General features: G+C 39.2%; 25 protein-coding genes. 11 read left to right on the plus strand and 14 right to left on the minus strand.

All coding sequences use genetic code 11. The features are described 5' to 3' along the window. The first annotated feature begins 101 nt into the window (after positions 1-101). The 5 genes from QUE35_RS06235 (at position 102) to QUE35_RS06255 (ending at position 5,631) form a co-directional block, all read left to right on the plus strand. Positions 102-2,084 (plus strand): fructose-bisphosphatase class III, encoded by a 1,983-nt coding sequence (locus tag QUE35_RS06235; protein ID WP_031258301.1) that lies wholly within the window; start codon positions 102-104, stop codon positions 2,082-2,084. Between the two features lie 117 nt (positions 2,085-2,201). After that, positions 2,202-2,825 carry a recombination mediator RecR gene (recR, locus tag QUE35_RS06240; protein ID WP_022600508.1) on the plus strand — a complete coding sequence of 208 codons (624 nt, stop codon included), beginning with the start codon at positions 2,202-2,204 and terminating at the stop codon, positions 2,823-2,825. Positions 2,826-2,902: 77 nt separating this feature from the next. Further along, on the plus strand, positions 2,903-4,339 hold the full coding sequence (locus QUE35_RS06245) for a B12-binding domain-containing radical SAM protein (protein ID WP_022600506.1): 1,437 nt from the start codon (positions 2,903-2,905) through the stop codon (positions 4,337-4,339). A gap of 8 nt (positions 4,340-4,347) precedes the next feature. Then, on the plus strand, positions 4,348-5,097 hold the full coding sequence (locus QUE35_RS06250; RefSeq protein WP_022600504.1) for a glycosyltransferase family 2 protein: 750 nt from the start codon (positions 4,348-4,350) through the stop codon (positions 5,095-5,097). Between the two features lie 12 nt (positions 5,098-5,109). Further along, positions 5,110-5,631: a GNAT family N-acetyltransferase gene (locus QUE35_RS06255; protein WP_022600502.1), complete on the plus strand. Its 522-nt coding sequence runs from the start codon at positions 5,110-5,112 to the stop codon at positions 5,629-5,631. On the opposite strand, the gene QUE35_RS06260 is transcribed toward QUE35_RS06255, so the two are convergent. Then, the gene (locus tag QUE35_RS06260) at positions 5,624-6,223 is read right to left on the minus strand and encodes a YqgE/AlgH family protein (RefSeq protein ID WP_022600500.1); all 600 of its coding nucleotides are present in this window, start codon (positions 6,221-6,223) and stop codon (positions 5,624-5,626) included. The two genes, QUE35_RS06255 and QUE35_RS06260, sit on opposite strands and share 8 nt — an antisense overlap. A 561-nt stretch (positions 6,224-6,784) precedes the next feature. Between QUE35_RS06260 and QUE35_RS06265 the strand changes: the two genes are divergently transcribed. From QUE35_RS06265 to QUE35_RS06275, 3 genes are read left to right on the plus strand one after another with little or no spacing between them, the layout of a single operon-like run. Next, positions 6,785-7,204, plus strand: coding sequence for a hypothetical protein (locus QUE35_RS06265; RefSeq protein ID WP_022390319.1), 420 nt, complete (start codon positions 6,785-6,787; stop codon positions 7,202-7,204). Further along, a complete protein-coding gene (locus QUE35_RS06270; protein WP_022390320.1) occupies positions 7,176-8,465 on the plus strand; it encodes a DUF3440 domain-containing protein in 1,290 nt (429 codons plus the stop codon). Before QUE35_RS06265 ends, QUE35_RS06270 begins: the two co-directional genes overlap by 29 nt. 2 nt (positions 8,466-8,467) lie before the next feature. After that, on the plus strand, positions 8,468-8,977 hold the full coding sequence (locus QUE35_RS06275; protein ID WP_022600498.1) for an IbrB-like domain-containing protein: 510 nt from the start codon (positions 8,468-8,470) through the stop codon (positions 8,975-8,977). A gap of 97 nt (positions 8,978-9,074) precedes the next feature. On the opposite strand, the gene rpsO is transcribed toward QUE35_RS06275, so the two are convergent. Then, the gene (gene rpsO, locus QUE35_RS06280) at positions 9,075-9,344 is read right to left on the minus strand and encodes a 30S ribosomal protein S15 (RefSeq protein WP_009318702.1); all 270 of its coding nucleotides are present in this window, start codon (positions 9,342-9,344) and stop codon (positions 9,075-9,077) included. A 330-nt stretch (positions 9,345-9,674) separates the two neighbouring features. Between rpsO and typA the strand changes: the two genes are divergently transcribed. Continuing rightward, the gene (gene typA, locus QUE35_RS06285) at positions 9,675-11,471 is read left to right on the plus strand and encodes a translational GTPase TypA (RefSeq protein WP_009318701.1); all 1,797 of its coding nucleotides are present in this window, start codon (positions 9,675-9,677) and stop codon (positions 11,469-11,471) included. A 141-nt stretch (positions 11,472-11,612) separates the two neighbouring features. On the opposite strand, the gene trpA is transcribed toward typA, so the two are convergent. The 7 genes from trpA to trpB are packed head-to-tail and all read right to left on the minus strand — an operon-like array spanning position 11,613 to position 17,972. Then, positions 11,613-12,386, minus strand: coding sequence for a tryptophan synthase subunit alpha (trpA, locus tag QUE35_RS06290; RefSeq protein ID WP_022600495.1), 774 nt, complete (start codon positions 12,384-12,386; stop codon positions 11,613-11,615). Continuing rightward, entirely contained in the window at positions 12,383-12,991 is a 609-nt protein-coding gene (locus QUE35_RS06295; protein ID WP_022600494.1) for a phosphoribosylanthranilate isomerase, read from the minus strand. Before QUE35_RS06295 ends, trpA begins: the two co-directional genes overlap by 4 nt. Then, entirely contained in the window at positions 12,981-13,778 is a 798-nt protein-coding gene (gene trpC / locus QUE35_RS06300) for an indole-3-glycerol phosphate synthase TrpC (RefSeq protein WP_022390324.1), read from the minus strand. Before trpC ends, QUE35_RS06295 begins: the two co-directional genes overlap by 11 nt. 7 nt (positions 13,779-13,785) lie before the next feature. Further along, on the minus strand, positions 13,786-14,781 hold the full coding sequence (gene trpD, locus QUE35_RS06305; protein ID WP_022600492.1) for an anthranilate phosphoribosyltransferase: 996 nt from the start codon (positions 14,779-14,781) through the stop codon (positions 13,786-13,788). A 13-nt stretch (positions 14,782-14,794) separates the two neighbouring features. After that, the gene (locus QUE35_RS06310; RefSeq protein WP_022390326.1) at positions 14,795-15,364 is read right to left on the minus strand and encodes an anthranilate synthase component II; all 570 of its coding nucleotides are present in this window, start codon (positions 15,362-15,364) and stop codon (positions 14,795-14,797) included. Positions 15,365-15,369: 5 nt separating this feature from the next. After that, positions 15,370-16,776, minus strand: coding sequence for an anthranilate synthase component I family protein (locus tag QUE35_RS06315; protein WP_022390327.1), 1,407 nt, complete (start codon positions 16,774-16,776; stop codon positions 15,370-15,372). 8 nt (positions 16,777-16,784) lie between these two features. Continuing rightward, positions 16,785-17,972 (minus strand): tryptophan synthase subunit beta, encoded by a 1,188-nt coding sequence (trpB, locus tag QUE35_RS06320; protein ID WP_009318694.1) that lies wholly within the window; start codon positions 17,970-17,972, stop codon positions 16,785-16,787. Between the two features lie 317 nt (positions 17,973-18,289). Between trpB and QUE35_RS06325 the strand changes: the two genes are divergently transcribed. After that, on the plus strand, positions 18,290-19,432 hold the full coding sequence (locus QUE35_RS06325) for a glycerate kinase family protein (RefSeq protein WP_022600485.1): 1,143 nt from the start codon (positions 18,290-18,292) through the stop codon (positions 19,430-19,432). Positions 19,433-19,543: 111 nt separating this feature from the next. Here QUE35_RS06325 and QUE35_RS06330 read toward each other — a convergent pair whose 3' ends face one another. The 4 genes from QUE35_RS06330 to QUE35_RS06345 form a co-directional block, all read right to left on the minus strand. Next, positions 19,544-20,023 carry an SPOR domain-containing protein gene (locus tag QUE35_RS06330; RefSeq protein ID WP_009318692.1) on the minus strand — a complete coding sequence of 160 codons (480 nt, stop codon included), beginning with the start codon at positions 20,021-20,023 and terminating at the stop codon, positions 19,544-19,546. Positions 20,024-20,402: 379 nt separating this feature from the next. Continuing rightward, positions 20,403-20,855 carry a hypothetical protein gene (locus QUE35_RS06335; RefSeq protein WP_022390329.1) on the minus strand — a complete coding sequence of 151 codons (453 nt, stop codon included), beginning with the start codon at positions 20,853-20,855 and terminating at the stop codon, positions 20,403-20,405. Between the two features lie 29 nt (positions 20,856-20,884). Continuing rightward, positions 20,885-21,235, minus strand: coding sequence for a hypothetical protein (locus tag QUE35_RS06340; RefSeq protein ID WP_022390330.1), 351 nt, complete (start codon positions 21,233-21,235; stop codon positions 20,885-20,887). Between the two features lie 39 nt (positions 21,236-21,274). Next, entirely contained in the window at positions 21,275-21,826 is a 552-nt protein-coding gene (locus QUE35_RS06345) for an RNA polymerase sigma factor (protein WP_009318689.1), read from the minus strand. A gap of 210 nt (positions 21,827-22,036) precedes the next feature. Between QUE35_RS06345 and QUE35_RS06350 the strand changes: the two genes are divergently transcribed. Further along, complete coding sequence (locus tag QUE35_RS06350) at positions 22,037-24,409, plus strand: TonB-dependent receptor (protein ID WP_022600482.1); 2,373 nt, start codon at positions 22,037-22,039, stop codon at positions 24,407-24,409. 87 nt (positions 24,410-24,496) lie between these two features. Here QUE35_RS06350 and QUE35_RS06355 read toward each other — a convergent pair whose 3' ends face one another. After that, the gene (locus QUE35_RS06355) at positions 24,497-25,354 is read right to left on the minus strand and encodes an enoyl-ACP reductase FabI (RefSeq protein WP_009318687.1); all 858 of its coding nucleotides are present in this window, start codon (positions 25,352-25,354) and stop codon (positions 24,497-24,499) included. Positions 25,355-25,439 lie beyond the last annotated feature (85 nt).

The raw sequence follows: 25,439 nt of genomic DNA on the forward strand, positions 1-25,439 counted from the left end.
ACAAATATAAGGATTATCTGCCGATAATCTTGCCCGGATCTAAAAAAAAGGCTATTTTTGAATTACTAAACCTATTGCTTTACATGGAAAATTATGATCCTATGAACAATATATCTGTAGAGACCGCATTGCAAGACCTGCGATATTTACAACTGCTTTCAAAACAATTCCCGACCATATCGGACGCATGTACCGAGATCATCAATCTGGAAGCGATTCTGAATTTACCAAAAGGAACAGAGCATTTCTTGACAGACATACACGGAGAATATGAAGCTTTCCAACATGTTCTGAAAAACGCATCAGGAACAGTACGTCGTAAAGTCGACGAAATTTTTGGACAAACTCTTCGGGAGAGCGAAAAAAAAGAGTTATGTACACTCATCTATTACCCCGATCATAAGTTGGAGCTGATAAAATCCCATGAACCGGACATGGAAGATTGGTACAAAATCACGCTTCACCAACTGATCAGAGTATGTCAAAATGTTTCTTCGAAATATACCCGATCGAAAGTAAGGAAGGCTCTCCCTACAGAATTTTCCTATATTTTACAGGAATTGCTGCATGAATCGCAGATAGACCCGAACAAACAGGCTTATGTAAACGGTATCATCTCGTCTATCATATCGACAGGGCGAGCTGATTGTTTTATCATCGCCATGTGCAACCTCATACAACGACTCACGATAGACACATTGCATATCGTAGGCGACATATATGACCGAGGACCGGGGGCTCATATTATCATGGATACATTATGTAATTATCATAATTTCGATATACAATGGGGCAATCACGATATATTATGGATGGGGGCTGCATCGGGTAACATGTGCTGTATCGCCAACGTCGTAAGAATGGCAATGCGTTATGGAAACCTGACTACGATCGAAGACGGGTACGGAATAAACCTGCTGCCATTGGCGACATTCGCCATAGAACGTTATAAAGATGACCCTTGCTCGCTTTTCATGCCTAAAGTAGGGACAGATAACGTACATAGCGAAAAGACCCAAAAACTGATCGCTCAAATGCATAAAGCAATTACGATCATACAGTTTAAACTGGAGGCTCAACTCATCAAAGCTCATCCTGAATATAATATGGATAATCGACTGTTGCTCGACAAGATCGACTATAAACAGGGGAAATTGATTCTGTATGGAAAAGAATATCCTTTAACGGACACTTATTTCCCGACTATCAATCCTAAAGATCCTTATAAACTTACCGATGAAGAGCAAGAACTGATGCGTCGATTACGTTACTCTTTTGTCAATAGCGAAAAACTGAGAAAACACATGCGATGCCTGTTTTCTTACGGAAGCATATATCTGGTACGCAACTCTAATCTGCTGTATCATGCCTCTATACCGTTGAATGCCGATGGATCTTTTAAAGAGATAACGATACGAGACAAAAAATATAAGGGAAAAGCATTACTCGATCGGATAGACCAAATAATACGAATCGCTTATTTTGATGAAGAGGGTTCTGAAGAGAAAAAATTTGCACGGGATTATATGTGGTATCTCTGGTGCGGAGAAGATGCACCTCCATTCGACAAAGACAAAATGGCGACGTTCGAACGCTACTTTACCGATGATAAAGAGCTTTGGAAAGAGAAAAAGGGATATTATTATACATTAAGGAATGAAGAGCGTGTCTGCGACATGATACTGAAAGAATTCGGAATAAATGACATTCATTCCCATATTATCAACGGACATGTTCCGGTAAAAACGATCAAAGGAGAAAAACCGGTAAAAGCCGGCGGAAAATTGTTGGTAATCGACGGAGGCTTTTCAAAAGCTTACCAACCGGAAACCGGAATCGCAGGCTATACGTTGATTTTTCACTCGCGAGGATTACAACTGACACAACATGAACCTTTTCAGTCAGCACAAAAAGCAATAGAAGAAGGTATCGATATTATTTCGACCAGTTTTATCCTCGAACTCAGTTCGCAACGAATGATGGTACGCGACACCGATATAGGAAAAGAACTCGAAACTCAGATAAAAGATTTAAAAAAATTATTGACCGCCTACCGTAACGGCTTTATTAAAGAAAAATCTTAATTTCGTAGCAAAAATATTTTTTAATATCGAGTCTCTTTTAAGACTGTTTTCATTTCGGTCATCACAAAAACAGTATTATTCATAGAGAATCAGACAAACACAAAAAACAATATTCAGATGAATCAACCTTACTCTTCTGCATTACTTGAAAATGCGGTAAATGAGTTTGCCAAACTACCGGGTATCGGAAGAAAAACTGCCTTGCGGTTAGTATTACACCTGCTCCGGCAGGAAGAGCTTTCAGTAGAAAATTTCGGAAATGCCATTATAAAACTTCGTAAAGAGATAAAATATTGTCACGTATGTCATAATATTTCCGACTCGGATACTTGCTCATTATGCTCCGACCCCAACCGGGACGATTCTATCATTTGTGTCGTAGAGAATATCAAAGAAGTGATGGTAATTGAAAATACCCATCAATTCAAAGGACGGTATCACGTTTTAGGCGGTGTCATTTCTCCCATGGACGGGATCGGTCCCTCAGATTTGGAAATAGACAGTCTGGTAAAACGGGTATCGGAAGGAGGGATACAGGAAATTATTCTTGCCCTCAGCGCTACGATGGAAGGAGACACGACCAATTTTTATATTTTCAGAAAACTCGCTCCTCACAACATAAAAATTTCTATTTTAGCACGGGGTGTATCGGTCGGTGACGAACTGGAATATACTGATGAAATCACTCTCGGCAGATCTATTATTAACAGAATGCCGTTTAATGAGACATTCAAACCATAAAAAAACGGGATATAAATATACGAAATACCGTCAATAGATCGTTTATATATATTGAATTTATCGCTAAATTAAGGTCCATGAAATTAACATTCTTAGTTCCACCTGTATTAGACCATAATAAACCAGCCGAACGAACTGCGGGGTGCACCCGTATCGTGTATGCTGCACCGAATATATACGAATTGACCGTTGTCGCAGTCTTAGAACAAGAAGGATATACTCCGATATATAGAGACTTTGTCTATTACAAAACCTCACGAAAAAAATTCGAAAAGTTCCTTAAAGAAGACGACAGCGATATTTATTATATCTGGACTGTAAATCTGTCAATAGAGAACGATTTGATCGCATTATCCCTGATCCGGAAATATCGGCCGGACGCCTTTGTCGTGTTTATGGGTCCTGGACCTACTTATTTTACAGATCGCTTTTTTACAGATGAAAAAGTCGTTATCGTCAGAGGAGAACCGGAAGTCATTGTAAAAGAATGGACAAATGCTTTACGAGATGGAACAGACTGGAAACTGACCGAAGGCATCTCATATTTGGAAAACGGGAAAATCATACACAACAAATTCCATTTGTTATTAAAAGACTTAGATTCTCTTCCTTTTCCTGCACGCCATCATATTGCAGATCGGGATTATCACAATCCCAAATTAAAAATATCACCTTATACGACAGCAATCACTTCACGAAACTGTCCTTATCAGTGCATTTACTGCGTACCGAGCTCGTTAACTTTCGCTCGGGAAATAGAGAACCGCCGGGAATTTAAAAAGAAGCCGTTTATCTCTTTTCGCTCAATAGAGAGCATTGAAAAAGAGATGAAGATATTGCACGAACAAGGATATACTGCTATTGGATTTATGGACGACAACTTCATTTGGAATGAAGAAAGAACACTGGCAATCTGTAATATTATGCATAAATACGGCTTTTCATGGGGATGTCAAGCCCGAGTAGATGCGATTACCGACACAATAGCTCGAGCTTTAGGTATGTCGGGCTGTAAATATGTTGATTTAGGCGTAGAATCATTCAATGAAGATATTCTTAAATTCATTAAAAAAGGAATTACACAAAAACAGATATATGACGCAATCGGGTATCTAAAAAAGTATAATGTTCCGGTCAAGCTGAATATTCTAATCGGGACAAGTCCGTTAGAAACCAAAGAAACTCTTAAAGATACTTTACGACGAGCAAAAAAACTGAAAGTCGATCAGATTATGTTCAACATCGTATCCCCTTTTCCCGGTACGGAATTTTATGCTATGGCAAAAGAAAACGGATGGATTAAAGGTGGAGAATATATCCCTACCGATGTTCAACGAGAGTCAATATTAAATTATCCTCATCTTTCATCTCACGAAATGGAAAGGATATTATTCCGGAGCAATTTGAAATATTTCTTTTCATACTATTTTATTTCGACACAACTCAGACGCTTCACTTCGGTCAAAGAATTTTCATATGCTCTAAGAGCCTTAAAAATAAAATTATTCGGATAATAGTCTTTATGCGGTTATCAATCATCCTCATATCTTGGAATTCTCTGGTACATCTTAAAGAGTGCCTTGCATCTCTTTCATATACACTGCAGAAAGAAGATATCGAGATCATCTGGGTAGATAACGGATCAACAGACGGTGCATCACGATATGTTAAGGAAAACTATCCTCAAATACAGACGGTCACACTTCCCTATAACCAAGGTGTAGCATACGCCCGTAACCGGGGAATAGAAAAAGCATCGGGCAAATATATTCTGCTCCTCGATGATGACACTATCGCTAACGAGAATGCTATATACGGCATGGTTGCTTATATGGACTTTCATCCCGAAACAGGAATCTGCGGTTGCAAACTGACAAATACACAAAAAGAAACTCAAAAAAGCGATAAGGAATATCCGGGACTCGGTATAAAATTCAAAAACATTTTTTACACTTTTATACGAAGAAAAAATAAAGAGATTTTTCATACAGTTGAATATGAGCCGGAATATTTAATCGGAGCTTGTCAAATGATCCGTCGTGAAGTACTTGATTTGACAGGTCTTTTGGATGAAAATATTTTTTACGGTCCGGAAGATGCAGATTTTTGTATACGAGTACGGAATAATGGCTTCAAAATCATCTATCTACCCCAATTTTCAATTATCCATCATTGGAAACGGGTAACCAACCGAAAAATTTTTTCAAAATTGGCATGCCGGCATATTCAGGCACTCCTCTATTTCTACAAAAAACATCACCGTTATCTTTAAACTGTAAAAAGTATGTCATACCTATCCGGAACAAATATCTATTTACGAGCTATCGAACCCGAAGATCTCGACATTTTATATCAATGGGAAAACGACTCTTCTCTATGGGTTCATGGATGTACATTAGCTCCATTCTCAAAATTCACTCTTCGTGAATATATTCAAAACAGTTGTTACGATATTTATCAGACCCGACAACTACGAATGATGATTACTTTAAAAAAAACGAACGAAACAATCGGAATGGTAGATTTGTTCGAGATCGACCCACATCACGAAAGAGGAGCGGTAGGTATTCTTATAGCGCCGGATCATCAAAGGAAAGGTTTCGGCAATGAAGCTTTGCAACTAATGTGTTCATACGCTTTCGGTTTTTTGCATCTGCACCAACTTTATGCCCACATCCTTCAAGAAAATAAAAACAGTTTGAAACTCTTTTCTGAAAACGGTTTCATATCTTGCGGACTTTTTAAAGAATGGGTAAAAACTGAAAACGGATATAAAAACGTAGTTGTCATGCAACGGATCAATTGAGAATAGGCAAACGAGGATATTTGAGCCATGATTTATAATCTTCTCCTAAATCTACGACAGCTTTACGCCAACTCTGTTCCCCATCACCGCAAATACAAAATAAAGGCGATACTTTTTCGGATACGATCCAAAAAATATTGGCAATCTCATCTATTAATTGCCCGGCCTCCCAACCGCTATACCCTAAAAAGAATTTTATATGCCCCTCTACGGTATTTCCACTTCTTATATAAGACAATATCACATCTATATCACCTCCGATATATAATCCTTCAGCTATCTCTATCGATCCGGGTACTAATCGCCCCAATGTATGTATATAAAACAAATGATCGCTCTCCATAGGCCCTCCGCAAAAGACAGGAATCTCCGGAACATTTTCCAAACCTTCGATTACGGTATTCAACATTAGATTGGATGACTTATTAAGAACCAATCCCATACTTCCGATTAACGGGTCATGATCAACCAAGAGAATAACCGACCGCTGGAAATATACCTCATTCAAGCATGGTTCTGAAACCAGTAAACAACCGGTATAGGGGTCTTTCAAACTACGGTTCACCTGAAATATTTCCGTTCCTAATCTCATCCGTATTACCAATTAATAATCTAAAGTAAAAAAACTATTCGACAAATCCAAATACTTCCGAAACAAATATTTTCAAATCAGTTATTCCCAACTTCAAAACAAGAAAGAATCAAATAATAAAAGTAATCAAAAACACAACCAAGTATCCTCTCGGGGCGTCTGACTATTCTTGTGGATTTCGCTAAAACTTTGCTCGAATAAAATTAGACAGGTTATTAAATTCCGATTCTCGTTAAAGTTTAAATTTTATAATTATTCACATATTTACTAAAGTTTATTTATCTTAAAAATAATCATTTATGAATTAAAATCTCGTGCAAATCAGAAATTAATTTTATAATTTTGTGAATATGATTTTCTTTATTTATTTTTTATATGCACAAAAGATGACAAATTGCTAATATTTATTGTCATAAAATAGTATTATCGCTAAAAATACAATGCTTTATTCAAGTACATTTTTAGTTAAAACAAGACTTTAAGAAGAGAAGATCAAATTAATAAGTATTGATGATTTTTATAATTCATCGGGCATCACATAGGATTTAAAAGTTTGTTTTTATGAAGATAGAAAAATTTTCAGGAACCGATCCCCAGTTATATAAGCTTGTCGCCCCTTTGGTTATGAGTCCGGGAATCTTGAGACAAAACAACAATTATCCTTTTAAAACTTCAATACACCACATTTGGTTTGTCACGACCGAAAACAATACTGTTCAAGGATTCATTCCAGTCGAAATCAAAGCACACAACGTCACAATAGACAACTATTATATTTCGGGAGATAATGCAAAATTGCTTTCCCAAATGATAGACAAAGTTGTAACCACTTTCGGAGAAGATTATCCGATATATTCCGTTACACATACCCGACACGTAAATATATTTCAGGAGAAAGGTTTTTCTCCAGTCAAAGAATGGAAACTTTATGTAAAAATGGAATGGAAAGGAGATGAAAACAACCCGAAAGAATGTATATGATATGACCCAAGACCGCCTGGAAAAGATCTTTTCCGGATTTGATAATGTCTACGTCTCTTTCTCCGGCGGGAAAGATAGCGGAGTATTATTGAATCTCTGCATCGATTACATTCGGAAACATAAGCTCGATCGGAAACTGACGGTCTTCCATATGGACTATGAGGTACAATATCAGGAAACAATAGAGTACGTAGAACGAGTATTCAAATCTAATGCGGACATTCTGGATGTTTACCGGGTCTGCGTACCGTTCAAAGTTATAACCTGCACCTCTATGTACCAACAATTCTGGCGACCGTGGGACGATACATGCCAAGACATCTGGGTCCGTGAGATGCCTGAAGGTTGTTACCGAAAAGAAGATTTTCCATTTTACACAGAAGACATGTGGGACTATGAGTTCCAATACAAATTCGCTCACTGGTTGCACATCCAAAAAAAAGCGCAACGAACTTGCTGTCTCGTTGGGATAAGAACTCAAGAAAGCTATAATCGTTGGCGAACGATATACAGCTCGAAAAATTATCAGAAATATAGAGGTCTGAAATGGACAAGACGGTGTGGAGAATACATCTACAATGCATATCCGATCTATGATTGGCAGACAACGGATGTATGGACTGCAAACGGAAAATTCAAATGGGACTATAACCATCTCTATGATTTGTATTACCAAGCCGGCGTCTCTTTGGAGAAACAACGTGTAGCCAGTCCTTTTCTTTCTCAAGCAATCGGGAGCTTAAAACTATACCGAGCTATCGATCCTGACATGTGGGGGCGTATGATAAACCGAGTAAACGGAGTCGGATTTGCCGGGATATATGGCGGTACAACGGCTTTAGGATGGCAGTCTATAAAATTGCCTAAGAATATGACATGGGCAGATTATATGAAATTTTTACTAAGTACACTTCCCGAAGAGACAAGAAACAATTATCTTGAAAAACTATCGGTGAGCGTGGCTTTTTGGAAAAATAAAGGCGGCTGTCTTGCTAATGAAACAATAAAGAAGTTGGAAGATGCCGGTATCTCGATCACTGTCGGAGAAAAAAGTAACTATAAAACTTCGAAAAAACCAGTGAGAATGGATTATCTCGATGACATCGATATTCCTGAATTTAAAGAGATCCCGACTTTTAAACGAATTTGCATTTGCATTTTGAAAAACGACCATTGTTGTAAATACATGGGGTTCTCCCCTAATAAACACGAAAAAGAATTAAGGGAAAACGTCATGAAAAAATACCAATCCTTATTTTAATTATGGAAAAATACCAAAGTCCTGTATACAAAGTTTTGCCCGTTCCGATCGAAAAGATCGTAGCCAATAGTTACAATCCAAATATAGTCGCTCCTCCGGAAATGAAACTTCTGGAGGTTTCGATCTGGGAAGATGGGTACACGATGCCCTGTGTATGTTATTATATCCCCGAACAGGACATTTATGAACTGGTAGATGGATATCACCGATATCAGGTAATGAAAACCTCGAAACGAATTTATGAGCGAGAAGAAGGGAAATTACCGGTTGTCGTAATAGAAAAAGATCTATCTAACCGAATGGCATCTACAATACGCCACAACCGGGCAAGAGGAACCCACAATATTGAATTGATGAGTAATATTGTATCGGAACTCGTAAAAGCCGGTATGTCTGACAACTGGATACAAAAGAATATAGGAATGGATAAAGACGAGTTATTGCGCCTAAAGCAAATTTCGGGACTGGCAGAATTATTTGCCGATAAAGAATTCAGTCTGGCAAAAGATTAAAAATCAGAAATTCTTTAAACAACAAGTTTTTACTTGAAAAAATGCAAAAACGGCTGTCCGTAAATACGGACAGCCGTTTTTGGGCTGAAGCAATTCCTTACTTTCTGATGCCAAGCTCTTTAATAATAGCACGATATCGTTCGATATCGACTTTTACTAAATAGTCAAGTAAACGACGACGTTTACCAACCAACATTCTAAGAGCTCTTTCAGTACTATAATCTTTGTGATTTGACTTTAAATGTTCAGTCAAATGAGCAATACGGTATGAAAATAATGCTATCTGCGCTTCAGGTGAGCCAGTATCAGTATTAGACTTTCCGTATTTCTCAAAGATTTCTCTTTTTTTCTCAGAAGTTAAATACATTTTTCTGCGATTTTGTTGTTAATAAATTCTTTGAGGGGGCAAAGGTATAAATTCATTTTTGATTTACCATATTTTTGCAAGCTTTTTTAAATATCCGAACGCTTTTTCTTCTGAAAAGATTCTGGTATTTCCCATTTTAGCCTTGTTTGACTCTTTGCCGCATATTCCTTTTATATTATCGGAAAACCCAAACAGGTTCTAAAAACATGAAAAAAAATTCATAAAAAGGATCAGAATATTAAATATTAATGACAAAGGAAGAAAACTTAAATTAAAGAGAAACATCATAAAAATTTTTGTCGTACCTTTGCGCCACTCAAAATAGATTATATGCAAAAAATCAGAAACATCGCTATCATTGCACATGTTGACCACGGGAAAACGACTCTGGTCGACAAAATGCTTTTGGCCGGACAACTATTTCGCGAGAATCAAAACTCCGGCGAGTTAATACTCGACAATAACGATCTGGAACGTGAACGAGGAATAACAATTCTTTCCAAGAACGTATCAATACGATATAAAGATTATAAGATAAATATTATAGATACTCCGGGACATGCCGATTTCGGGGGAGAAGTCGAACGGGTATTGAATATGGCCGACGGCTGTCTATTGCTCGTAGACGCTTTTGAAGGCCCGATGCCTCAAACCCGCTTCGTATTGCAGAAAGCAATACAAATGGGTTTGAAACCTATCGTAGTAATCAATAAGGTAGATAAACCGAACTGCCGTCCCGATGAAGTGCAGGAAATGGTATTTGACCTGATGTTCAGTCTCGATGCAACAGAAGAACAGCTCGATTTCCCGACAATTTACGGATCTGCAAAACAAAATTGGATGTCAACTGATTGGAAAAATCGGACAGAAGACATCACACCCTTATTAGATGCCATTATCGAGAATATTCCCGAACCAGCTTATTTAGAAGGAACACCCCAACTCCTTATAACATCTTTAGATTACTCGTCCTATGTAGGTCGTATTGCCATAGGACGCGTGCACCGAGGAGAATTACACGAGGGACAAGATGTCGCTTTATGTAAAAAAGACGGTTCTATTTCAAAGCAACGAATTAAGGAATTACATATTTTCGAAGGATTGGGACGAACCAAAGTGAAATCTGCCCAATCAGGTGAAATTTGCGCTCTGATCGGTATCGAAGGTTTCGAGATCGGAGATACGATCGCCGATATTCAAAATCCAGAACCGCTGAAACGAATCGCCATCGACGAACCGACCATGTCGATGACATTTACCAATAATGACTCTCCGTTCTTCGGTAAAGACGGTAAATTCGTCACATCCAGACATATTGCCGAACGACTTGAAAAAGAGCTGGACCGGAATCTTGCTTTACGTGTAGAAAAAGCTCCTGAAGATGGAGTATGGACTGTATATGGACGTGGAGTTCTCCATTTATCTATTTTAATCGAAACCATGCGTCGTGAAGGTTACGAACTGCAAGTAGGTCAACCCCAAGTAATCATCCGCGAAATCGACGGTGTAAAATGTGAACCGGTAGAACAATTAACCGTTAACGTACCTGAAGAATATTCCAGCAAGATTATCGATATGGTAACACGCCGCAAAGGAGATCTTCTAAGCATGGATAATCAAGGAGACCGCATACACATGGAATTTTCAATTCCGTCTCGTGGTATCATCGGCCTTCGGAATAATGTGTTGACCGCTTCGGCCGGTGAAGCGATCATGGCTCATCGTTTTCTCGAATATCAACCATGGAAAGGCGATATTGACCGCCGTACAAACGGATCGCTGATTGCTATGGAATCAGGAACTGCTTATGCTTACGCAATAGATAAACTGCAAGATCGAGGCAAATTCTTCATCTTTCCGCAAGAAGAAGTATATGCAGGGCAGGTTGTGGGTGAAAATGCCAAAGAGGGCGATATCGTAGTGAATGTAACCAAATCGAAAAAACTCACCAATATGCGTGCTTCAGGAGCTGATGATAAAGCAAAAATTATTCCTCCTGTCGTATTTAGCCTCGAAGAAGCTCTCGAATACATTAAAGAAGATGAATATGTAGAGGTTACTCCGCATCATATTCGTCTCCGAAAAATTATTTTGGATGAGACGGAACGTAAACGAAGCAATAAATAACATATTTAATAAAAATAACGGTTGATCAATTGATCAACCGTTATTTTTATACTCTCTACCGCATCCGCAATCTACAAGATGCTATCTAAATTTTTCGATAAATATATTATCGTGATTTTTAAATCCATATAAATTCTCAACCTACTTTTTCCCAATCATCTCCAATAATCGAGAAACGGCTTTTGCAGGAGACCCCTGTGCAAGCAACTTAACAAACTGACTACCGATAATCGCACCGGAAGCATTCCGACAAGCTGAATCGAATGTTTCCCGGTTAGATATACCGAATCCTATCAGGCGGGGATTACGAAGATTCATCGCAGCTATACGACGGAAATATTCCTGCTTAACTTCATCGAACGACTGCTGCGCACCGGTCGTCGCCGCAGAAGATACCATATAGATAAATCCTTCTGTATTCCGGTCGATAAATCGGATACGTTCTTCGGAAGTTTCAGGGGTAATAAGCATTATTACATTCAGATCATAACGATCTGCTACGGGCTTATACTCTTCAAGATAATCTTTGAACGGCAAGTCCGGGATTATTACTCCATCTACTCCTACTTCATGACAACTTCGGCAAAAGTTCTCAAAACCATATTGCATTATAGGGTTAAGATACCCCATCAAGATTAACGGAATATCTACTTCGGAACGGATATTTCGAAGCTGCCCGAAGAGTTTACTCAATGACATACCGTTCTGCAAAGCCTTTGCAGCCGCATTCTGAATCACGATTCCATCGGCCATAGGATCTGAAAAAGGGATTCCTATTTCTACCATATCGATTCCCTGACGTTGTAATTCTCCAATAATCTCACGAGTAATATCAAACGCCGGATATCCGGCTGTAAAATAGACCGAAAGAATATTTTTTTCTTTACGGCCAAACAATTGTTGTATTCGATTCATCTCTTTAATTTTGTTATAAATCGGTTTAATTTTTCTATATCTTTTATTCCGGGAGAAATTTCAAAACAACTGTTCAAATCCACCCCTGCAAATTGTGGATGCTTAAAATTCAAAACTCTCTCCACATCATTCTCTCCTATACCTCCTGCTATCAAAAAAGGAATGTTCCCTGTATAATGTTGCAATATACCCCAATCGAATGAACATCCTGAACCGCCATAACCGGACGTAGAAGTATCGAACAAGAAAAAATCACAACACCCGTCATATCTCCCGACAGCCATCAAATCATCTGGAACAGATACAGAAAAGGCTTTAATCACCTGTATTCCTTGTTGCCTCAATGCCACGCACACAGAAGGGATTTCACTCCCATGCAACTGCACATGTGTAAGTCCGTATCGGATTACCGCATCTTCGATCACGCCCAGCTTTTCATTTACAAAAACCCCTACTCGTCCTGCAGATCGCGGCAGGTACTTAGGCAAGGAATTTACATAACGAGGAGAACGGGGATAAAAAATAAAACCTATGAGATCAACCGACAGATTCTCCACCAACCGAATATTCTCCCCATCACGCATACCGCATACTTTAACCAACATCTTCTCCACCGTTTAACTGCTTCACAAACCAGCTCAAAGCTGCACCGGGTCGAACCTCTTTCATAAAATTCTCTCCCATTAAAAATCCTCTGAATCCCACCCGACGCAAAGCTCTAACCGTATCGGGGGAAGAAATCCCGCTTTCCGATATGCAGATTTTATCCGAAGGCAAATACCTAACCATATCGAACGAGTGTTCCACTCGAGTTTCAAAGGTCGTCAAATCACGATTGTTAACTCCTATCATATCAGCTCCGGTATCCAAATAGTCGAGTTCTTTTTCTTCATGCAACTCGAGCAATACTTCCATTCCGAGGCTGTGAGCCAAATCGGTAAAACGACGACAAGTCTTCCGATCGAGTACTGCAGCGATGAGCAACACGGCATCCGCACCTATCGCTTTTGCTTGATAAATCTGGTATTCATCGATTACAAACTCTTTACGTAAAAGAGGTATATCAATGCTTTTCCGGACTTTACACAAATCGGCAACCGTTCCACCAAAATAAGTATAATCAGTCAATATAGAAGATGCAGATGCTCCACCCCGTTGATAATCAAGCACAACTCTTTCGACATCGGCATCCCGATGTATCCACCCTTTTGAAGGAGAACGACGTTTAAACTCAGCTATTATACCTGAAGAAGATTCTGACAATGCACGGCTCAGGGAAACAGTACTGCGCATCATTTGTTCGCTTCCTAAAAGCATATCCACAGTATAGGCTTCTTTATGTCGCTGCACTTCGATTCGTTTATCTGCAACTATTTTATCCAGAATATTCATCTTCGAATCAAGAATTAAGTTCGACAAACATTTTCAATGTCTTTAATGCTCTTCCACTTTCCATAGATTCACGAGCTAAGGCGATACAGTCTGCCAGAGATTTTTCCGGCTCAATTACCCGAATAGCAAACGCTGCATTAGCAATCACACAGTCGGTTTGCGCCGGTGTAGCTTCACCTTGCAATACACGATCAAATATACGAGCAGCTTCATCCGGAGATTTTCCCCCATCGAGATCTTGCTCACAATAACGGTTAAAACCTATACTTTCAGGAGTATAGATCGTCTCAGTAGTAGAAGTCGCAACCTTAAACTCTCCCGTTAATGAAATTTCATCGTATCCATCGAGACCATGCACTACGGCAAAACGAGTATCGCTCTCCTGAAAGACATAATTGTAAAGACGCAATAGCGGCAAATTATAAACTCCGAGCAACTGATATTTCGGCAAGGCCGGATTGACCAGCGGACCGAGCATATTGAAAAACGTACGTACCCCCAAAGCTTTACGAACAGGAGCAACGGCTTTCATGGCCGAATTGAAAAGAGGTGCATGCAAATAGGCAATATTACACATATCCATACTCTTACGAAGACGACTCATATCAGAAGTAAATTGTACACCGTGCTGCTCCATAACATTACTTGCCCCGCTTACCGAAGTAGCTCCGTAGTTTCCATGTTTCACAACGGGATAACCTGCTCCTGCTACGACAAAACATGCCGCAGTAGAAATATTGAACGTATTTTTTCCGTCACCTCCAGTACCGACTATATCGATAGGAGCATATTCGGAAAGATCGACCGGAATACGCATTTCGAGTAAAGCATCCCGAAATCCTGTCAGTTCCTCGACTGAGATGTTCCGCATTAAGAATACTGTAATTAAAGAGGCTATCTGCGCATCATTGTACTTACCCTGTACGATATTTTGAAGTATATCCCGAGCTTCGGTTCTCCCAAGATACCGATGTTCGAACAACTTATATAGAATTTGCTTCATTTCCGTTTTTATTTTAATGATAAAGAAAATTGCGAATAATCGTATGCCCTTCAGGTGTTAATACCGATTCGGGATGAAACTGTATGCCACGTACATCATATTTTCTGTGTCGAAGCGCCATGATCTGTCCGGAAGCATCTCTCGCCGTGATCTCGAGCTCTGCCGGAAATCCATCAGGACTGACCACCCAAGAATGATAACGACCTACTTGTATTTCTCGGGGCAATCCCGTAAAAAGCGAGTCGTCCGTAATAATTTCCACAGAAGTCTGCACCCCATGATATACCTCCTTCAGATTTTCCAATACTGCGCCGAAAGCCTCACCAATAGCCTGATGACCGAGACAAACTCCTAAAATACTCTTCGTAGGAGCATAACGTCGTATCAATGGCAACAATAACCCCGCTTCTTCCGGAACGCCAGGACCGGGCGAAAGTATAATTTTATCGAAACGTTCTATTTCGTCAAGCGTAATTTTATCATTCCGACACACCTCGACATCGGTCTCTCCTAACTCGTGCACCAGATGCAATAAATTGTAGGTAAACGAGTCATAATTATCAAATATCAATATCTTTTCCATATCTTCTAATTTTTCAAAGTTACTGCCATATCGATGGCTTTTTTCAAAGCTCCCAACTTATTATTCACTTCTTGCAATTCATTCTCTTCTTTGCTGTGCGCTACAATTCCGCCTCCTGCCTGATACCACAATTCATGGTTACGACTTACAAAAGTACGTATCGTTATCGCTTGATTAAGATCTCCGTTGAATCCGATAAACCCGATACAACCGCCATAAGCACCTCGGTTATGAGGCTCTATCTCAGAAATCAGTTGCATGGCCCGTACTTTAGGAGCACCGGAAAGAGTTCCCGCCGGAAAAGTATCGATAAACGTCCCGACCGGATTAGCTTCCGAATCAAGTTGTCCGCACACTCGAGAAACGAGATGTATCACATGACTATAATACTGAGGTTCTTTATAAAACAGAACATTCACATCATGACAATTCCGGCTGAGATCATTTCTTGCCAGATCGACCAGCATCACATGTTCGGCATTCTCTTTCGGATCGGCAAGAAGCGTTTCGGTAAGCTCCCTGTCTTTGCAAATATCTCCTGTACGTCGGGTCGTTCCGGCAATAGGATCTATGTACGCCTTACCGTTTTCTATCCTGCAATGCGTTTCGGGTGAAGACCCGAATATACGATACCCTCCGAAATCGAAATAAAACAAATAAGGAGACGGATTGATAGAACGCAACGCTCTATACACCTTAAAGTCATCACCCGAAAAAGGCTGGATAAAACGACGGGAAAGAACAATTTGAAAAACATCGCCACGCAAACAATGCTCTATACCTTTACGCACGTTAGCCTTGTGTTGTTCATCGGTAACAGTGCTATATACAGGCGCGGTAAGAAAAAAATTATATGAAGCGAAATTTCTATTTTCGATAACCGACTCCAGTTCGTTAAGAGTAGTGCCCTCTCCTTCAGAAAGCATCTCAACCAAAGTCAATTCATTTTTAAAATGGTTAAATACAATCACCTGTTTATAAAGAATATAAAGCAGATCCGGAGCATCATTGCATTCATCATGGCTCTCTTTTACGGGAATATTCTCGAAATATTTCACAGCGTTGAATGTCGTGTAACCATATAACCCACATACCCGGCTCTCGTCACCGGATACTCTGAATCGGGAGATAAAATCGTTTATAGCCTTTTCTACGGTAAATGATTCATCGATCATCCTCTTTTCTCTGCATCCATCGGGAAATGTCATTGTACAGACTCCGCTGTTTACCCCGATACTCGCCAACGGACAGAGAGCTATAAACGAAAGGCTGTTTTCCCCTGCATGATAGTCGGAACTTTCCATAAGTGCCGACTGAGGATAAATATCACGAACTTTAAGATAGATACTTACAGGCGTATGCAGATCTCCTAATACTTTTTTACTTCGTGTTGTATAATCGAATGTTTTCATCTGACTTTTCATTTATTTTTCATTTCACGAATATAAGTTTCCATATCTTTATCCCCTCTGCCCGAAACGGTAAGCACAACCACATCCTCAGGACGGAAACGAAGTTTTCCGAGAGCTCCCAAAGCATGTGCCGATTCAAGTGCCGGAATAATGCCTTCAAGTCTTGTCAACTCAAATGCGGCGTTTAATGCCTCATCATCATTTATAGCTAAAACCGTTGCACGTTTATTTGTCGCCAAGTTTGCATGGATAGGCCCTATACCGGGATAATCGAGTCCGGCAGAAATAGAATAAGGTTCTTCAATTTGCCCGTCCTGGCTCTGCATAACAAGAGTCTTGCTGCCATGAATAATCCCGATTTTGCCAAGTTGTATAGTAGCTGCGGACATACCGGTATCGATACCCTTTCCTCCGGCCTCCGCAAGAACTATTTTTACCCGATCGTCATTAACATAATGATAAATCGTTCCGGCAGCATTACTGCCGCCACCGACACAGGCAATAAGGTAATCAGGATAATCCCGTCCTTCTTGCAAAGAGAGTTGTTTCCGTATCTCCTCACTAATCACCGACTGCAAGCGGGCTACCATATCGGGATAAGGATGCGGTCCTACTGTAGATCCGATTATATAATAGGTATCCGAAGGATGACAGCACCAGTCTCGTATCGCCTCATTCGTAGCATCTTTTAGCGTCATATTGCCTGATGTCACCGGGTAAACCGTAGCACCGAGCATTTCCATTTTCTGTACATTAATATGCTGCCGCTCGACATCGGTTTTTCCCATATAAACAACACACTCCATATTCATAAGAGCACAAACCGTAGCCGTTGCGACACCGTGTTGTCCCGCTCCGGTCTCGGCAATAATACGTCTCTTACCCATTCGTTTGGCAATCAAGATCTGTCCTATAGTATTATTGATCTTATGTGCTCCGGTATGGTTAAGATCTTCTCGTTTAAGATAGATGCGACAACCATACCGCTCGGATAGCCGAGGGGCAAGATAAAGAGGTGAGGGACGACCGACATAGTCACGCAACAAACCGTCAAACTCGTTTTTGAATGACTCGCTTTGAATAATGGGAAGATAGTTCTTCCTTAACTCCTCTACACATCCATAAAGAATTTCAGGAACGTACGCCCCTCCAAATTCTCCATAATAACCGTCATCATTTACTTGATAATCTTTCATATTGTCTTATTTTTTCGTTTTCACTATCTGTTTTCGGGATATAAAAAAAGAGGTTTGCCGTGTTGGCAAACCTCTTTATACGGTATATATTTTTAATTACATAAGGTTGCTTCTCACGACTACGGGAGTTGTAAGAATTGCCACCAATATGTATTTACTAAAATCGTATTCATCTTTACATTTCACTCTGTTTGTTGAGTGCAAATGTATAGAATGAATTTGAAAAAACAAATATTCGAGGAAAAATTTTAAATAATTTGTTTTTTCGAAATAAAGACTGTACTTTTTCACCCAATCTGTAAGCCAAATACATCTTTATGAAAAAAATAGTCATAGCATCCGACTCTTTCAAAGGTTCGGTATCTTCTGCCGACGTTGCCCAAAGCGCAAGAGAGGGAATACTCCGTGTATTTCCGGAATGTGAAGTTATCTGCCTAACCGTTTCTGACGGTGGAGAGGGATTGTACGAAACATTACTGCAACAATTAAAAGGAAAACAAATAATATGTTCCGCACATAATTCCCAAATGGAAACGATCAATGCCGGCTACATCTTATCAGAAGATGGGAAAACAGCCGTTATAGAAACAGCAGCAGCCAACGGTCTAGCACTGATACCTAAAGAAAAACGTAACCCGATGGAGGCAACGACATTCGGGACAGGAGAACTGATCAAAAATGCTATCCGGCGAGGATGTCGGAATATCCTACTCGGCATAGGCGGAAGTGCGACTAATGATGCCGGCACAGGAATGTTGCAAGCTCTCGGAATCCGGTTCAGAGATGAAAACGGCACAATCTTAGGATATGGAGGAAAAATATTAACCCGGATCGCCTCCATCGATGAGTCTGGAGTATTACCGGAACTGAAAGATTGCCGGTTCACAATAATATGCGATGTAAACAGTCCGCTTTTCGGTCCTAACGGTGCGGCCTATGTATATGCTCCTCAAAAAGGAGCCGACCGTGAACAAGTACGTTTTCTTGACAAAGGGCTAAGAAATTTCTCCCATATAATCAAACAAGAGAAAGGCATAAATATCAGTAAAGTTTCGGGGGCAGGAGCTGCAGGAGGAATGGGAGCAGCATGTCTTGCATTTTTTCACGCCCAGTTAAAACCGGGAATAGAAACGGTACTCGAAATAATCGGTTTTGACAAACTCATTGTCGAAGCAGATTTGATCATTACCGGAGAAGGAAAGCTCGACCGACAAACCATTATGGGGAAAACAGCTTCGGGCATTCTCGCTGCCGCCCGAAAACACCACATTCCCGTCATCGCTTTAGGCGGCTGTGTAGAAAATACGAAAGAACTCATAGATGCCGGATTTCTTGCGACATTCTCTATACTCCCATATCCCGTCACTTTGGAACAAGCCATGCAGAAAGACTTTACTCTTTGCAATATTGCCAATACAACAGAACAGATAATGCGAATTATTAAGAATCAAACTCAATAAAACCAATCATATACCCCATAAAATAGAATGGCTATATATTATTGTACAAAAAAAAGAAAGTATTCTTGCAATGAGAACACTTTCTTTTCTATTATAATATATTTCTTTATTTTATTCGTTAATCAGCAACCAAGCGTCCGAGAACCGATTCGGATACTTCGCTTTCACACTTTCACGCAACTCGGTAGCAGAAGGTCTGTCATCGAAACTGCCGACTATAACACGATACATACCTTTTGCATTCTGTGCTAAAAAAGCATTATATCCGTCTGCGACTAAAGACTCCTGCAAATTAGAGGCATTGGTTTTGATAGTAAAACTTCCGACAACAACATTGAACATTTTCAGTTTAGAAGCATCCCCGGCATTTACCGTTGTAATTTTCTCTGTACTTACCCTTACCGGAGAAGAACTTGTATCTGAAGATGAGGCCGGCTTGGTCACGACAGGTTCCGGAGCTAAAGTCTGCTCTGCAACAGGCTTTTCCTGCGCTTTTTCGTATGCCGCTTTATATGAACTTTCTTTAGCTTTACAAGAAACAAAGCCTATGGCTACAGCTACGGCCACAACTAACACCCAGTTTTTTTTCATATCTTTTTTATTTATATGTTACTTAATACCTTTTCTTCGAACGGTTTGCCTTATATTGAAAGGCAAATGTACAAAATAAATCAGAGATATATACAGCTTTATAAAAAAACTGTACATTTTATCGAGCAATAAATTTTTCCAATTATATTAAACATAGTAAGAGCATCGGACTACTCAACTTATAATAATTAATAAACGGATTTCATGAATCTTAAGAACTTGTACAAATTTTGTACGGACATTTTTCGAGAACTATTTTTGAAGTATTTTTCTGTTCTGACGAAGAAGATAACGAGCTACGTGATGTGTAAAATAGGAAAACAGTTTCAAAAATCAGAATATATAATTTTATCGGAAAATTCAAACCGGCTTTAAGATGTTATTTCTTTTGCTTTCCTTGATCTCTATGCTGCAACATAGCTTTTGCAAAAGAATTTTCAGCACGACGGTACAGAAAAAGCTTTCTCGGGGAGAGAATTCCTCTGAAACGAATAAAATACTCACGTTCTATCTGAGCTTCTTTAAGCGGTAATAGAGAGAGAGCTTCTGCTGATGCTGCATATTCTTTTTCCGAAACAGGAGTTTTCGAATGTGCAATACGCCTCGCCTCGCTGCGCACTTGGCGATTCAACCGATATTTTTTCAACTGCATTTCATCATACAACGGAAAAAAATGTGCAGCCTCCTTATCTGTAAGACCGATTTGCTTTTTCAGATACTCTTTTTTATAAGTTTGAAAACTCTTGTAACGATCTTCCGGAGAAGTGCCTTGCGCTTTGCATACAGGCAAAATCAAAACGAAAAATAAAAATGCAGTAATTATTCTTTTCATCTCTTTATATACAATAAGTATCAGATCTCTTATTCTCCTAACGCCAAATACTCATATACCGAATATTCATCTACATTACTGTAAAATAAATAGTCTTCTACATTCTCATTTGTTATTGAAACTTCCGTTTCCGCCACAACAGAGGAAGATCTTTTTTCCGGAACGAACAAACGCACCATCAAAGCTATTCCGGCAAACATTGCCGCCATATATAACCAAGGTCTGACACGTTGCCATACAGTCGGCTTTTCAGGTTCGACAACCTCAAAATTGTCCAATTGACTTACCATTCGAGACGTAAAACTTTCAAAATACCCATCGGGAACTCTCATGCCTGTATCACGCCCCACCTGCTTTAATATGTCTTTATCTTTTTCCATAATATCTTTGCCTTTTAGACTATAATCGGACAATAAGGTTTAATCATCTGATGTTAAATATTCTTCGATTTTACGAACCGCATGATGATACGAAGCTTTCAATGCTCCTACCGATGTCCCCAAAATGTGAGACATCTCTTCGTATTTCATATCGTCAAAATAACGCATATTAAAAACAAGACGTTGTTTTTCGGGAAGTTTCAATATGGCTTCCTGCAAACGTTTTTGTAATCTATTCCCGTCAAACCATTCATCCGCCTCCAGTTTATCAAGCAAGAACAAGTCTTCTCCTTCTAACGGGACATGATTCTGTTGACGTTGCTTATTTAAAAATGTAATCGTCTCATTGACTGCAATGCGATACAACCAAGTAGATAAACGGGCTTCGGCTCGAAAATAAGCAATACTGTTCCATGCTTTAAGAAAGGTATTTTGTAACAGGTCGTCAGCATCGTCATGAGAAAATACCATTTTACGTATCTGCCAATATAACGGCTCGCTATAATGAGCGACAACCTGCGCAAACGCCTCTCTGCATTTAAGAGGATCTTGCAATTGCTCTACGATAGTGTCTTCATTGTATTGTTGCATAATATATGACCGGCAAATTAGCAAACAGGCGGATAAACAATTTCAACTACTATAAATATGATGAAAAACAAAAAATCTCTTCGATTCGGTAAAATTACACAAAATACAGAATTCGGCAATTTTTTATTTCTTAAAAATCACTACATATAGTGATTGCCTCCTCCACCATTATGGCTTTAATTTGTATGTTCAAAAAATAAGGTAAAAAGGATGAAAAAATTACTACTGCTTCTATTAATCGCAACCGAGGTACTTCCGGTTCTTGCCAGAATAGATAAAGAACAATCTGACCGGGATAGTACGATTTACAAGAACGTGAATCTGAACGAAATAGAGGTGATATCATCTCCCAAATCAGAAACTCGGTTCTTTGAATTTCCCGGTTCTATATCGATTATCGGAGAAAAAAAACTGGAGCGACAGCATATCATGTCATTAAAAGGTCTTTCGTCAATAGCCCCTAATCTATATATTCCGGATTACGGCTCTAAGCTGATTTCATCAATATATATACGAGGGATCGGTTCACGAATCAATTCTCCGGCAGTAGGATTAAATGTCGATAATGTTCCGTATCTGGACAAAAGTTCGTTCGATTTCGATTTTATGGATATTGAAAAAATAGAGATTCTGCGTGGTCCGCAAGGTACTTTATATGGACGAAATACTATGGCAGGATTAATCAATATATACACAAAATCTCCTTTTGATTACCAAGGAACGAAGATAAAAGCCGGATACGGTAACTATAATACATGGAATGCAGCCCTCTCCCATAGTCATAAAATAAATGAATATGTAGCGTTCTCCGTCAGCGGAAAATACCGGAAAAACGATGGATATTTTAAAAATATCGCAACGGGAAAAAATTCGGGATCAACAGAAGTTGCTGGAGGACGAGCTCAAATCTACATAAAAATCAATCCCCGTCTGAAAATAAATCTTACTTCCGATTTTGAATATAACGATCAGGATGGTTATCCTTACCAAATGTTCGACAAAAAAAAAGACATCCGATATCCGATCAATTATAACGACCGCTCTTCCTATGACCGGAAATTATCGACCAGCAGTATTTTATTACAATATATACATGACCGGTACATTATGAACTCGATTACCGGATATCAGTTCCTGAAAGACAATATGCACATGGATCAGGATTTCACCCCTTTATCTGTTTTCACCTTACAACAAAAACAAAAACAGGACGCCATTACTCAGGAAATAACTTTTAAATCGACAACCGACAAAAATTTGCAATGGGTTGCCGGAGTTTTCGGATTTTACTCCCACTTACGAACCGACGGACCGGTAAATTTTAAAGAAGACGGATTAAAATACATGATCGAGGATAATGTAAATTCAATATTCGAAAACATCAACGGGCTACCCGTTCAATTAGGTTTAAAAGTACAAAGTCCCAATTTATATATAAACGGAATATATAAAACTCCGACATTCGGGCTTGCTGTTTTTAAACAGATGACATACAACAACTTATTTATAAAAAACCTTTCCGGGACAATCGGATTGAGACTCGACTATGAACACACGAAAATAAACCACCATACATTTATCGATGAACCGTTTATATCAGACTTCAATATTATCCTTCCCCCCTCAATGGGAGGAAGAGCAATTTCGATTCCTGTATCCGTACCTTTATCTGTCGACGGAAAGGACAAAATGAATACATGGGAACTTTTACCGAAATTTGAATTAAAATACAAATTCAATTCCCGATATTTTATATATGCTTCCGTCGCTCGAGGATACCGCTCAGGAGGATACAACTTTCAAATGTTCTCTAATATCGTTCAGGAACAACTCCGAAGTAAAATGATTACAGAAATCCTCAATAAAGTCCCACAGAGGTTTAAACCGATGTTACCCGATTTAAGTCATCTGACAAACAATCAGACCGATGTCAATAATTCAATCCGTTACAAACCCGAACACAGCTGGAACTATGAAATCGGAGGCCGTGCCGATTTATGGAACAGAAGATTGGGTATCGATTTTTCCGTATTTTATATAGACTGTCGGAATCAGCAAATTTCTATCGTAGATGGATTCGGACGTACGACAAAAAACTCCGGACATTCTGCCAGTAAAGGCTCTGAAATTTCTGTCCGCCTGTCACCTGTAAATAATCTCCAACTTACGGCAGCTTACGGATATACCCATGCTACATTTATTTCAAATGAAGATGGTAACAAAGGGAATTACGTTCCGTTTGCTCCTAAACATACTTTAGCCCTTGCGGGAAATTATACTATAGAAATAAAGAAAAACTGGCTCGACTATATTTTTATCAATGCCGAATACGCAGGACGAGGAAAAACTTTTTGGACAGAATCTAATGATGTAGCACAAAATTTCTACGGATTATTAAACGGAGATTTGACATTCCAAAAAAATAACATCGATCTAAGTATATGGGGAAAAAATCTCTTGAATAAGCGCTACCAGGCTTTTTATTTCGAAACAATGAATGCAGAAAATCTAAAAGAGAACAACGGATTTATGCAATTAGGACGTCCGATAACCTTTGGTGTTGATATTACTTTAAAGTTTTAGACTCCGACAATATAAAAACAAACAAGGAAAAGTTTCTTTTATTTACTTTTCCTTGTTCATTATTATCCTTACTCAAGAATACGGAAATTATCCATAACAAATATCTCCGTTCTCATTTCTATATTCGTCAAAACTTTTATTGTATTGTGTCATCGCACGCAAACTCATTCCCATACTGGAGAATCCGCCGTCATGATACAAATTTTGCATAGTCACTTTACGAGTAAGATCCGAGAACATCACGATACAATAATCGGCACATTCCTCAGCACTTGCATTTCCCAGAGGCGACATACGATTAGCAAAATCCATCAGCGACTCCATTCCTTTCACACCGCTACCGGCAGTAGTCATAGTCGGAGATTGAGAAATAGTATTGATACGTACCCCCTTTTCACGTCCATAAATATAACCAAAACTGCGAGCTATAGACTCAAGCAATGCTTTGGCATCGGCCATATCATTGTAACCGAAAAGAGTACGTTGTGCAGCAACATAGCTCAATGCCAATATAGAACCATTCTCTGCAATAGCATCCATCTTTTTAGCCACCTGTATCATCTTATGAAACGAGATAGCCGAAATATCGAGAGTTTTGTTCAGAAGATCATAATCAAGATCATCATAAGGACGTTTTTTCCGAACATTGGGCGACATACCGATCGAATGTAAAACAAAATCGATCTTTCCACCCAAAATTTCCATTGATTTGGCAAATACCATTTCGAGATCTTCAACATTGGTAGCATCTGCCGGAATAATCTCGGCATTAAGTTTCTCTCCTAATTCAGAAACTTGTCCCATACGCACTGCAACCGGAGTATTGGTCAACGTAATAACCGCACCTTCTTCAACAGCCCTCTCGGCAACTTTCCATGCGATAGACATTTCATTCAAAGCACCAAAAATGATACCTCTTTTTCCTTTCAATAAATTATTACTCATAATTTGTTCTCATTAATTGAATTTCGAAAATGCACATTTTACCTATTTTTGTGCCATTTTCGGGGAGCAAAGATACTATATTTTT

It is taken from the genome of Coprobacter fastidiosus, assembly GCF_030296935.1.
In the GTDB taxonomy this organism is placed as follows: Bacteria; Bacteroidota; Bacteroidia; order Bacteroidales; family Coprobacteraceae; genus Coprobacter; species Coprobacter fastidiosus.